Origin of the sequence: Bacillus sp. S4 (assembly GCF_040838205.1) — a bacterium.
GTDB lineage: Bacteria > Bacillota > Bacilli > Bacillales > Bacillaceae_G > Bacillus_A > Bacillus_A cereus_U.
Genome location: NZ_JBFPJI010000088.1, coordinates 1 through 12,637 on the forward strand (window position 1 = coordinate 1; position 12,637 = coordinate 12,637).

A 12,637-nucleotide genomic window follows, 5' to 3' on the forward strand; every position below is an offset into this window, starting at 1 on the left:
CTATATGGTCCAATAATTAAAAAATAACTAATAAGAATCGAGATCATAAATAATAAAAAAATTGGACTCCATAAAGCTTGAAAACCAAATACCCATAAGTTTTCCATTTCCACACCTACCTTTTCAAAATCCTTATATTTCATATAAAAAGAGGGCTATGATAAATCAGAGCCCCCTACTATCACTGTTTAAATCCACACAATTGTCATAAAGGCTAATATTGTTAATAAACCAATTAACAATCCAGAGTACAAGAAGAAACTCGCCGCTTCATGCCCTTTATGACTCATATGCATGAAATAATATAACTGAAATATAACTTGAATGACTGCTAACAATAATATAAATGGAACCGAAAAAATCGGGCTAAATGTTTTCGGATATGCCACCGCTGCAAATGCAACTAATGTTAAAAAAATCATTAGTGAAAATGTAACAACTTGGTGCTTCATTTCCTCTGCACTTTTTCTCTTCCGATAAACAAGATCCACCTTAGGATTATTCGTTTGCTTAACCGCCATTGTTTATCCCACCATTCCCATCAAATATACTACAGTGAAAATAAACACCCAAACTACGTCAATAAAGTGCCAATAAATTGATGCAACATAAAACTTTGGTGCGTTGTATAAATTTAAACCTCTCTTCGCGTTTCTAAAGATTAATGTTAAAATCCAACATAATCCAAACAACACGTGGAGCCCGTGTGTACCAACAAGAGCATAAAATGCAGAACCAAATGCACTACTTCTCATAGTATGCTTAAATTCATGCGTATAATGATAAAACTCATATATTTCAAACCCCAAAAATCCTAAGCCAAGCAACACTGTTACAAGTAACCAAAGTTGCATTTTCTTAAAGTTAAAATTTTTCATATGATACATTGCGTATACACTCGTTAAACTACTTGTTAACAAAAGCATCGTCATAATGAAAACGAGTGGCATTTGAAACATCTCTTGAGATGTTGGTCCACCATTTGTAGAGTTCTTTAACGCTAAATATGTGCCAAATAAGGAAGCGAACAACACTGTTTCGCCTCCAAGAAATAACCAAAAACCAACAAACTTATTTTTCCCCTCAAGGGTTGCTTTTTCAGGCTCTGCTGGAAATGTTTCATTCGTTAATTTCTCATCTACATGCATTACGCCTTGCCCCCCTTATCATCTAGATCTTCCTTATGAATATGATATCCATGATCATCAATTACTGAACGAAGGAACATTGTACCAAACGTAATGATTAAACCGATAATCGCTACTAATAACCAAAATTTATCTTTGCCACCCTGCATATACATCGCACCAAAAGCAGCTATAAATAGACCTAGAGAAATAATAAACGGTGAAAATGAAGAATTTGGCATATGAATATCACCGACCGGTTCCGCTGCTGTCATCTCTTTATTACCCTCACGTTTTTCAATCCAAAACGGATCTAATCCACGAACAAATGGTAACTGTTTGAAATTATATTCCGGTGTAGGTGCTGGCATTGTCCACTCTAACGTACGCGCATCCCACGGATCACGACCAGCCTTCTCTTTTGATACCGTTGTTTTTATTACATTGAATAAAAGAACAATCGTTCCAAGAGCCATAAACACTGCTCCAATAGAACTAATCATATTCCCCATTTCCAATCCTTGCCCCTCTAGATATGTGTAGTAACGACGCGGCATACCGATTAGACCCAGGAAATGCTGAATAAAGAACGTTAAATGGAAACCGATAAAGAATAACCAAAATGTTATCTTTCCTAACGTTTCATTTAATACTTTATTAAACATAAGTGGCCAATAATAATGCGCACCTGCAAGTAAACCAAATACAACACCACCAACAATTACATAATGAAAGTGTGCTACTACGAAATAATTATCATGAAACTGATAATCAGCTGGTGCAGAAGCAAGCATAACTCCTGTAACTCCACCCATAACGAAGGATGGAATAAAAGCTACCGCCCACATCATTGGTGTTGTAAACCTAATACTTCCACCCCACATTGTAAAGAGCCAGTTAAATATTTTAATACCCGTCGGAACTGCAATTGCCATTGTTGCAACCGAGAAGATAGCATTTGCAACAGGCCCAAGACCAACAGTAAACATATGATGCGCCCATACCATAAATCCTAAAAATCCTATTAATACTGTCGCGAACACCATCGAGGAATAACCGAATAATCGTTTTTTCGAAAATGTGGCGAAGATTTCTGAGAATATTCCGAAAGCTGGGAGTATAAGAATGTATACTTCCGGATGACCGAAGATCCAGAATAAATGCTCCCATATAATCGTGTTCCCACCTAGTGCCGGATTAAAGAAACTTGTGCCAAATAAACGATCTAACATTAAAAGTCCTAATCCTACAGTTAATGGTGGAAATGCAAATAAAATAAGTGAAGATGTTACAAATGTTGTCCATGTAAACATCGGCATGCGCATGTAAGTCATCCCTGGCGCGCGCATATTAATAATTGTAACAAGGAAGTTAATACCTCCAATTAATGTACCGATACCTGATATTTGCAAGCCGAGTACATAAAAATCAACACCATGTCCTTTAGAGGCTAAAGCTAAAGATGCATACGATGTCCACCCTGCATCAGGCGCTCCTCCTAAAAACCAACTTAAATTTAAAAATAATCCACCAAAGAAAAATAACCAAAATCCGAGCGAATTCAAAAACGGGAACGCCACATCACGTGCTCCAATTTGAAGTGGTACAGCGGCGTTCATAAATGCAAACACGAGTGGCATAGCTGCGAGGAAAATCATTGTTGTACCGTGCATCGTTAATACTTGATTATAGGCATCCCCAACAAGAAAAGCATTGTTAGGAATCGCTAACTGCAGGCGAATAAATAGTGCTTCTATTCCACCTATTACAAAAAACAATCCACCTGCAATTAAATAGAGAATGGCAATCTTTTTATGGTCTACTGTCGTTAAATAATCCCATATGACAGCACCCATCCCCTGTTTTTTTGCTACAGAACTCACGTTTTCAACCTCCCCTTCGCAAATGATCCCTCTTTACTTTTCAATCTTTAACGTTTGTAAATATGCATTTAATGCATTAATTTGATCATCCGTTAAGTTGCCATATTTACCAGTCATTTTATTACCTGGTTTCATATTTTCAGGATCTTTGAGCCATTTTTTTAAGTTCTCTTCATTATTTTCGGCAATACCAGCAACCATATCGCGATCTGCAAAGTTTGCTAAGTTCGGTGCGATACGAGCAGAAGGTGGTCTACTATCATTTGATCCAACTGCATGACAACCAATGCAGCTTTTATTAAATATTTCTTGACCTTCTTGCGCCTTTGTAGAAGCTACTTCTTTTTTCCCATCAATCTTCTTCATGTCAGCAAGCCATTTTTTGTACTCGCTTTCATCCAGAGCTTTCACTTTGAACTGCATTAAAGAATGTGATGGGCCACAAAATTCTGTGCAAAAACCATTATAAGTGCCCGATTTATCTGCCTTTAACCACATTTTGTTTACATTATCTGTATTTGTATCCATTTTCCCAGCTAAAGATGGAACCCAAAACGAATGTTTAATATCGGCACCCTTCAAATTCAAATACACTTTCTTACCTGTGGGGATAACTAAATCTTGAGAAGTTACTATTTTTTCTGATTTATAAGAAAATTCCCACCAATAAAGATTCGCTGTTACATCAACAACGATAGTATCTTTATCAATATTCTTTTTCTCCATCGCACTTACATCAGCAAGCTTGAATGTATATGTAACAGTCGGAACAGCCAAGATTAACAAAAGAATAATCGGAATAACTGTCCATATAATTTCTAGTTTGTGATTTCCTTCAACTTGCTCTGGAATATAATCTTCCTCACCCTTTTTTTGTCGGAAACGCACAATTACATATAAGAAAATAATAGTAACTACAAGTACTACTCCTACCATGATTGCACTCGCTAGCAAGAGCAAATCATATTGCATTTTTGCTACTTCCCCTTGCGGAATTAAAGTAGACTGAAAAGCTTTACCGCATCCCCCTAACAGTAAAGCCAGCAGTGAAACGAACGAAAGCAGTCGCCACTGTTTCTTCATACAAACAACCCCCACTTTCTTTGTGAATTAGATTGTACTTTATAGTTAAGTAAAGTAAATCTCAACGTAAAGAAATCCAATTATGTCGTTGTCTTAGAAGAATGTAACTACAATCATTGACACAAATAAGATTGTTAAGTAATTCAGGGAATAAACAAACATTTTTACGGACCACTTGATGTCATCTTGCTTACGGAAGCCATAAAACCCTAATGCGATCCATCCGATGTTAAGCAATGTTGCAATTACCATGAATGTTATTCCAAGCCCACTCATATAAAATGGTAGTGGTAATAAACATACTGTCCAAATCATAATCTGACGTTTCGTAATATCAAATCCCTGTACAACAGGAAGCATTGGGATTCCTGCATTTCGATATTCATCAACACGCTTCATCGCTAATGCGAGGAAATGTGGGATTTGCCAAATAAACATAATTAAAAATAACATCCAAGCAATTGGATGATTTAAAGACGGATCAATTGCCGCCCATCCAATTAAAGGTGGAACTGCTCCTGATATACTACCTACAACAGTATTTAACGTATATTTTCTCTTCGTCCATAACGTATATAAAACAACATACGTGAAGGCACCAATAAATGAGATTAACACTGCCATCGGTGTAGTAAGTAATAAAAATGCAAAGCCAAGAAGTAAAATTACAAGTCCAAATGCAAGTGCAAAGCCAGGTTTATATTTACCTGTTACCGTTGGACGGTTTTTTGTTCTTTCCATTAATGGATCGATATCTCGGTCAATGTAGTTATTTAAACAACATACCCCAGCCATAATTAATGCAGAACCAACGATTGTGAAAAATAGCTTATCTAGATTGTCCATAACACTCAATCCATTAAAATGTAAAGCCAACCAAAATCCTGTAAATACAGTAAGTGTATTTGAGTTTACAATCCCCATTTTAACGAGCGCTGATAAATCTTGTAACCGAGTTGTTTCCGGTACACTTGAAACAGCTGACTCATCATGCAGCTCACTTGTTGCATGGTTCATCACTTTAACCCCCTCTTAAACCTATCATCTTTCTAAGCACATATTTCATGTGAAATATTTCGCTTCTATACAGCAATATTATTACAGTAGAAATATTGTTAACCCATTCTACTACTAATCTACGCCCATACTCCAATATATTAAATCACATTTCCCGAACATTTTGTGAAGAAAACATGAACTTTTTGTGTCGAACATTAAAAAACTTTATTCCAATTTATCCTTATCATAACATGATGTTATCTTCTATAATAAACTATTTTGTCATATTTAGCATGTATTCTCCCCATTTCTTTTCAAAACAGCCTGAATTTCACCTAAAATATGTATTTAAAATCCCATTTTTTTCTTTATACTACGTAGGTTGTCCTCGCCCTCCATTTCTTTGCTATTTTATTATTTTTTATATATCATAGGACTGTAGCACGTTTTATTCTATACATAATGGAATGAAAATATTTCGCAATAACTTCATAGCAGAAAGATGGTGAAAGAGATTGCAACGCTTTATTAAATGGTTAGCAGTCATTACAAGTCTCGATTTATTAGTAGTTTTACTAGGAGGCGCTTTAGTTACAAAAACAGGTTCAGGCCAAGGATGCGGCAAATCATGGCCACTTTGTAACGGTGAATGGTTTCCATCTAATTTATCAATGGAAACTATTATTGAGCTAAGTCACCGCTTAACATCGGGATCAGCAGGAATCCTTGTTACTCTTCTTTGTATCTTGTCCTGGAAATATTATAAACATGTGCGCGAAACAAAAACGTTAGCAATTTTATCCTTCGTATTTTTAGTTGCACAAGCATTAATGGGGGCGGCAGCAGTTGTTTGGGGACAAATGCCTGCAGTATTAGCTATTCATTTCGGTATTTCCTTAATTTCATTTGCTTCTGTCATCTTGTTAACGTGTCTTATTTTTGAAATTGATCAGAAATTTGATGCACGTTCACTTATTATGGACAAAAAAATGAAATTTCATATTTATGGTGTAACAATTTACAGTTATATTGTTGTCTACACAGGAGCTTTAGTACGTCACGAACGAGCTACCTTAGCCTGTCCAGACTTCCCTTTATGTAGTAAAAACAGACCTATGCCAACTCAACTACATGAGTGGGTCCAAATGGGGCATAGAGTTGCAGCGATGTTAATATTCGTTTGGATACTTTACGCGATGTTTATAGCTATTCGTCATTACAAGCAGCAGCGTGTAGTATACTGGGGATGGATTATTTCATTTATCCTTGTTACACTTCAAGCTATAGTAGGGATTTTAGTCGTATTTACAAATGCTAGTTTAGCAATGGCATTATTACATTCACTCTTCATTTCTTGCCTGTTTGCTGTACTATGCTATTTAGTTATGATAGGTACAAGAAGTACAGTCAATGTAAAAGAAACTGAATCAACTTCTAAACAAAACAAAGTAAAACTTTAATACCTTGCCAATTCGGCAAGGTATTATTTACACACAAAAAAGAGCTGCTTTCGCACAGCTCTTTTTCTTTATTTTAATGATCTAATTCAATGAGTAAATCTCCCGTTTGAATTGCATCCCCATCATTTACATATACTTTTTTCACTTTACCACTGAATGGCGCTTGAACCGTCGTTTCCATTTTCATCGCTTCTGTAATTGCCATGGAATCACCTTTTTTCACTTCATCGCCTTCTTTTACAACTACTTTAATAGCAGTTCCCGGCATCGTTGCGCTAATATGATTTGGATTTTCACGATTCCCCTTCACACGCTGTGCAACAGTTGATTTCACGCTTTCATCTTTCACTACGATTTCACGCGGTTGTCCATTAAATTCCAAGTAAAGCACACGATTTCCATCTGGCTGCGGTTCTCCAATGGAAACTAGTTTAACCATCAATGTTTTACCTTGTTCGATTTCTACATCAATTTCTTCACCAAGTCTCATTCCATAGAAGAAAGTAGGTGTATCAAGCACAGATACATTTCCATAAAGCCCAACAACTTTTTCGTAGTCCATAAACACTTTTGGATACAATGCATATGCGACTACATCAAAAATTGTTACTTCGCGTCCAAGTTTGTGGAATAACTCTTCTTTTAAAGCGTCAAAATCTACTGGCTCTAATAATTCACCTGGTCTTACTGTCAACGGCTCTTTCCCTTTTAAAATAATATTTTGTAATTCTTTCGGGAAACCACCATATGGTTGACCTAAATCTCCAGAGAACATTTCAACAACAGATCCTGGGAAGTCCATAGAATCTCCACGCTCTAAAATATCTTGTTCTGTCAGATGGTTTTGAACCATAAATAATGCCATATCACCGACAACTTTAGATGATGGTGTTACTTTTACAATATCTCCAAACATATCATTAACACGACGGTACATCACTTTAACTTCATCAAAGCGATCTCCTAAACCAACCGCCTTCGCTTGTTGTTGAAGATTACTATATTGTCCACCTGGCATTTCGTGCATATATACCTCTGTGTGAGGAGCGTTCATACCACTTTCAAATGGTGCATAATATTTACGTACATCTTCCCAATAATGAGATAGTTTTTCTAATGAGTCTATATTAACATCTGGTTGTCTTTCGTTTCCGCCTAACGCATAGTATAGTGTATTCGCACTCGGTTGTGACGTTTGACCAGCCATAGAACTCACCGCTACATCGACAATATCAACGCCTGCTTCAATTGCCTTCGTATACGTTAAAATACCATTTCCGCTCGTATCATGTGTATGCAGGTGAATTGGAATCGACACCGTCTCTTTTAGTGCTGAAACTAAATCATATGCTGCGTTTGGCTTTAATAAGCCCGCCATATCTTTAATCCCTAAAATATGAGCTCCTGATGCTTCCAACTCTTTTGCTAAATTTTTATAATAATTTAAATCATATTTACTGCGTAACGGATCATGAATGTCTCCTGTGTAACACATTGTTGCTTCTGCAATTTTACCAGTATCTCGTACAGCATCAATTGCAACTCTCATACCTTCTACCCAGTTTAAGCTATCAAAAATACGGAACACATCAATTCCAGCTTGCGCGGAACATTCTACAAATTTTTGAATTAAATTATCTGGATAGTTTTTGTATCCAACTGCGTTTGAAGAACGAAGTAACATTTGGAATAAAACATTCGGCATTTTTTCACGAAGATCTAGTAATCGTTCCCACGGATCTTCTTTTAAGAAGCGATACGCAACATCAAACGTTGCACCGCCCCACATTTCCGCTGAGAATAAGTTTGGTAACATTCTCGCTGTCGGTTCTGCAATGTGATGTAAATCTTTTGTACGAATACGTGTTGCAAGTAATGACTGATGCCCATCACGGAATGTTGTATCCGTTAAAAGTACACGCTTTTGATCTTGTACCCACTTTACTAATCCATCCGCTCCACGTTCATCTAAAATTTGTTTCGTTCCATTTTGGATTGGCTCTGAGTGTAGTACATTCGGTATACGAGCATCCGGGAAAATTGGTTTCTCTTTTTTCCCTACTCCTGGGAAACCATTTACTGTTACTGTACCAATGTAATTTAACATTTTCGTTCCGCGGTCTTTACGTTTCGGGAACAAGAACAGTTCAGGTGACGCGTCAATAAACGAAGTATCATACTCTCCCGATAAGAAGTTTCTATGTTTTACTACATTCTCTAAGAATGGAATATTTGTTTTAATGCCACGAATACGGAATTCTTTTAAATTACGTTCCATTTTTGCAGCAGCTTGTTCAAAAGTAAGCGCCCAAGTTGTAACTTTTACAAGTAAAGAGTCATAGTACGGTGTAATAACTGCACCTTGGAAACTATTACCTGTGTCAAGACGCACACCAAAGCCACCGCCTGATCGATACGCCATAATCTTCCCTGTATCAGGCATAAAGTTATTAAGTGGGTCTTCTGTCGTTACACGAGATTGAATTGCATAACCATGCACAATAATCTCTTCTTGTTTCGGCACACTTACCATCTTGCTATGTAAAGCATGTCCATCTGCAATTAAAATTTGTGATTGAACAATATCGATTCCTGTAATCATTTCTGTAATTGTATGTTCTACTTGAACACGTGGGTTTACTTCAATAAAGTAAAATTCATCATCTTTCACTAGGAATTCAACTGTTCCAGCATTTAAATAATTTACATTTTTCGTTAACTTTACTGCAGCATCACAAATACGCTCGCGCAAATCATCTGAAAGCGACACGCTCGGTGCAATTTCAACTACTTTTTGATGGCGTCGTTGTACAGAGCAATCACGCTCATATAAATGTACAACATTACCTTCTTCATCTGCTAAAATTTGTACTTCTATATGTTTAGGTTTTTCAACGAATTTTTCAACGTACACTTCATCATTACCAAAGGCTGCTTTTGCTTCTGATTTCGCGCGATTATACGATTCTCTTAATTCTTCACTAGCACGTACAATACGCATACCGCGACCGCCGCCACCAAGGGATGCTTTAATAATAATCGGGTAATCATACTTTTCAGCAAATTCTTTAACTTCTTCTATTGAATCTACTGGACCATCACTACCAGGAATAATTGGAATTTGTGCTAGCTGCGCTTGTGTTCTTGCTTTAACTTTATCTCCAAACATATCTAAATGCTTACTTTTTGGACCGATAAAGATAATCCCTTCTTCTTCACAACGTTTTGCAAATTGAATATTTTCTGACAAGAAACCATATCCAGGGTGGATTGCATCTACATGATTACTTTTCGCAATCTCAATAATGCCTTCAATATCTAGATAAGCATCAATTGGCTTTTTCCCTTCCCCAACTAAATAGGACTCATCGGCTTTATAGCGATGATAAGAACCGCTATCCTCTTTAGAATAGATCGCAACTGTGTTTAATCCAAGTTCTGAACATGCTCGGAACACACGAATTGCTATCTCTCCACGGTTAGCTACCAATACTTTTTGAATACGTTGCAGCTTTGTCATGATTTTCCCCCTCTATTTTCTTACCACTCTAGAGATAAAATACATACACACTCTAAAGAGCGTGAAGTTCTTCACTTTCTACATTATATTATACTTAGAAAGCTTCACTTTATTTTTATCCATCATACCTTATTTTTCAACAAATGATAAGTTTTCTGATCAATTTGTTTCACAAAAATAGTATAGCATACCTCTTCCTTTTCTAACAACACTATTGTATATCACATTAACTTAAATGTAATATACTTTTTATTTTAAAAGAATCAATATTATATCACATTTGAAACCTAACAAAATAAAAAACACATTGAACTCTAGAGCTCAATGTGTTTTTTATTTTACAACAACAAGATGTGGTCCACCTTGTTCTATTTCTTTAGTCATTTCATTTTGTTGTTTCTCTTGTCGTTTGACTTGACTAGCAATATTTAATAATATGCCCATTGCAAGTAGATTAGCTAATAAGGAACTCCCACCGTAACTAACAAACGGTAACGGTACCCCTGTAAGCGGTATCAACCCCGACATACCACCGACATTTATAAAAGTTTGAACTCCAAGCAAGCTTGCAATTCCGATAGCTATTAAACTTCCAAACGGATCTTTACACTTTTGTGCAATTCTAAATGAACGAATAATAATGAGTAACAAGCAAATCAAAATAACAGCTACACCAATAAAACCTAGCTCTTCAGATATAATTGCCATAATAAAATCTGTTTGCGGTTCTGGTAAGTAGCCATATTTTTGGACACTGTTCCCTAACCCTCTACCGTTTAGCTCTCCTGAAGCAATTCCAATAAATGAATTTATTAATTGGAATCCATCCTTTTGCGGATCGCTAAATGGATCAAGAAAAACTGAAAAACGTGCCTTTTGATATGGGCTTAATGCATAATTTCCGAGAAAATATAGTGCCGGAATCCACACTATAGAAGTTAAAACAATTCGTTTAATCCATAAGTTAATCCGGACTCCCGAACAAAGAAACATAATTCCTACCGTTCCCGCAATTAACAAATCGGTACCTAAGTCATTTTGAAGTAAAATTAATCCCATCGCTCCACCAACAACAGCTAGAGGAGGAATTATCCCTTGTACAAAAGCTGTTTGCGTTTCTTGTTTCTTAGCAAAAAAGTTTGCTAACGTAATAATAACCGTTATTTTCACAAACTCAGCTGGTTGTATACCTAATATCCATCCTTTTGCACCATTTACGTCCTTACCGAAAATCAAGGCTGCTGATAATAGACCAATACTCCCTATTCCCATTGCGATCAAAACTATTCGCTTTCTCCACAACTTATAAGGAATAGCAACGATAATCGCTAACATTATCGTTCCAATAGCTAAAGCAATTAATTGTTTTTTAAAAAAGTAATTTGCTGGCCAGTTATGCCTCGAAATCGCAACAATGGAACTAGAACTATATACCATTATAACTCCCAACACACATAAGATAACAAGAGGAAGTAATAATGAATAATCCATCGATTTCCATACTTTTTTCATTTCATTTCCTCTTTCTGTTTCAATTTAATTATTGTTGTATTCCATATGTATATAGGTTCTTCCTTCTTTATTATACAAATAAAAAGCCCAAACTATTTCAGTTTGAGCCCCCTTATTTGAACCCGTTATTGTTGTTTGTTTGTAAATGCTTCATGAAGTGCAGACAACTCACGTTCGAGCTCTCCTAACATGGCTTTCCCTTGTTCTTCTGCAATAAGACCAAGGCGAACCGCAAAATCGACCTCGCGGGATAGTCCAAACATTTGTGTGTCTAATACTTCTTCATATAATGGACATTGCGGCATTGTAAGATTGTCCATTTGTACCTTAATAAGTCTTAAAATCTTCTCTGCATCCGCTTGTAGAAGGGCTAGTGCCTTTTCCTGATGATTTGATACTGTCTCAGACGCCAAATTGATTCCCTCCGTTTCCGTCCTACTCTCTCATATCTATTAATATTAGCGATAGTTTTAATAAATTGCAATAGAAACATTTTTTGTGACAACAGTGCCTAATACTATTATACTGAAAAGTGGGAGTATAACACAAATGGGGGAACAACAATGAGCGAAATTTTATTTATTAATGGAAAAGTTCGTTTTCCAATCACTATCGATCCAACTGTATGGATTTTCGATGATCGAAAAATAGATTTGACAACTTACTTTGATGAAACTAGAGAAGAATCATCCGAATTAGAAACATACTTAAAACATACTTCAGAGCATTGGGATCGCGAAATCCGTGATGGTGCTGCCTTCCCGCCAATACAACAAAGTATAAAGAAATATAAAAAAGAACAGCTTATTAACGGGACATTTGGCATACCACTTCATCCATTTCTTAAAAATGCTGAAATTTTAGAAGATGCTACTCAAGTCGAAATTGAAACCACAGACAATACAATTACACTTCCGTTAGAAACAGCCCATAAAGCTATTCTCGGTTTTTCAAAAGAAGGTAAACCATTACGAGAAGACGGGCCTGTTCATCTATATTTCCATGATGGATCTAATAGACAAAACCCGATTCGTAACATCCGTAAATTTACAA

General features: G+C 36.3%; 10 protein-coding genes and 1 pseudogene. 2 read left to right on the plus strand and 9 right to left on the minus strand.

What is annotated here, in order from left to right; translation table 11 throughout:
• From AB3X48_RS11260 to ctaB, 6 genes and pseudogenes are all read right to left on the minus strand, one after another.
• Nucleotides 1–107: pseudogene (locus AB3X48_RS11260) on the minus strand (cytochrome c oxidase assembly factor CtaG); the annotation flags it as partial.
• Nucleotides 108–188: 81 nt separating this feature from the next.
• Nucleotides 189–521, minus strand: coding sequence for a cytochrome c oxidase subunit IVB (ctaF, locus tag AB3X48_RS11265; RefSeq protein WP_002014776.1), 333 nt, complete (start codon nucleotides 519–521; stop codon nucleotides 189–191).
• A gap of 3 nt (nucleotides 522–524) precedes the next feature.
• Nucleotides 525–1,148, minus strand: coding sequence for a cytochrome c oxidase subunit III (gene ctaE, locus AB3X48_RS11270; RefSeq protein ID WP_000557861.1), 624 nt, complete (start codon nucleotides 1,146–1,148; stop codon nucleotides 525–527).
• A complete protein-coding gene (ctaD, locus tag AB3X48_RS11275) occupies nucleotides 1,148–2,983 on the minus strand; it encodes a cytochrome c oxidase subunit I (protein WP_171903074.1) in 1,836 nt (611 codons plus the stop codon). The genes ctaE and ctaD overlap by 1 nt, the downstream gene beginning before the upstream one ends.
• Nucleotides 2,984–3,043: 60 nt before the next feature.
• Nucleotides 3,044–4,093, minus strand: coding sequence for a cytochrome c oxidase subunit II (gene coxB / locus AB3X48_RS11280; RefSeq protein ID WP_002088304.1), 1,050 nt, complete (start codon nucleotides 4,091–4,093; stop codon nucleotides 3,044–3,046).
• Nucleotides 4,094–4,186: 93 nt separating this feature from the next.
• Nucleotides 4,187–5,110, minus strand: a complete 924-nt coding sequence (gene ctaB, locus AB3X48_RS11285) for a protoheme IX farnesyltransferase (RefSeq protein WP_002111479.1) — start codon at nucleotides 5,108–5,110, stop codon at nucleotides 4,187–4,189.
• 497 nt (nucleotides 5,111–5,607) lie between these two features.
• On the opposite strand from ctaB, the gene ctaA reads away from it, so the two are divergent.
• A complete protein-coding gene (gene ctaA, locus AB3X48_RS11290; RefSeq protein WP_367959495.1) occupies nucleotides 5,608–6,552 on the plus strand; it encodes a heme A synthase in 945 nt (314 codons plus the stop codon).
• A 73-nt stretch (nucleotides 6,553–6,625) separates the two neighbouring features.
• On the opposite strand, the gene pyc is transcribed toward ctaA, so the two are convergent.
• From pyc to AB3X48_RS11305, 3 genes are all read right to left on the minus strand, one after another.
• Complete coding sequence (gene pyc, locus AB3X48_RS11295) at nucleotides 6,626–10,072, minus strand: pyruvate carboxylase (protein ID WP_016106040.1); 3,447 nt, start codon at nucleotides 10,070–10,072, stop codon at nucleotides 6,626–6,628.
• Between the two features lie 333 nt (nucleotides 10,073–10,405).
• Entirely contained in the window at nucleotides 10,406–11,584 is a 1,179-nt protein-coding gene (gene ftsW / locus AB3X48_RS11300) for a putative lipid II flippase FtsW (protein ID WP_002160686.1), read from the minus strand.
• 125 nt (nucleotides 11,585–11,709) lie between these two features.
• Nucleotides 11,710–11,997, minus strand: coding sequence for an Fpa/YlaN family protein (locus AB3X48_RS11305; protein ID WP_000135698.1), 288 nt, complete (start codon nucleotides 11,995–11,997; stop codon nucleotides 11,710–11,712).
• Nucleotides 11,998–12,147: 150 nt separating this feature from the next.
• Here AB3X48_RS11305 and AB3X48_RS11310 point away from each other — a divergent pair.
• On the plus strand, nucleotides 12,148–12,637 hold a 490-nt coding region (locus AB3X48_RS11310), incomplete at its 3' end, for a peptidyl-prolyl cis-trans isomerase (protein WP_367959498.1).

Bases quoted from the DNA above. Each gene is read 5' to 3' on its own strand.
- ctaB (WP_002111479.1), bottom strand. From the start codon at position 5,110: ATGAACCATGCAACAAGTGAGCTGCATGATGAGTCAGCTGTTTCAAGT.
- ctaF (WP_002014776.1), bottom strand. From the start codon at position 521: ATGGCGGTTAAGCAAACGAATAATCCTAAGGTGGATCTTGTTTATCGG.
- ctaE (WP_000557861.1), bottom strand. From the start codon at position 1,148: ATGCATGTAGATGAGAAATTAACGAATGAAACATTTCCAGCAGAGCCT.
- coxB (WP_002088304.1), bottom strand. From the start codon at position 4,093: ATGAAGAAACAGTGGCGACTGCTTTCGTTCGTTTCACTGCTGGCTTTA.
- ctaD (WP_171903074.1), bottom strand. From the start codon at position 2,983: ATGGGTGCTGTCATATGGGATTATTTAACGACAGTAGACCATAAAAAG.
- ftsW (WP_002160686.1), bottom strand. From the start codon at position 11,584: ATGAAAAAAGTATGGAAATCGATGGATTATTCATTATTACTTCCTCTT.
- pyc (WP_016106040.1), bottom strand. From the start codon at position 10,072: ATGACAAAGCTGCAACGTATTCAAAAAGTATTGGTAGCTAACCGTGGA.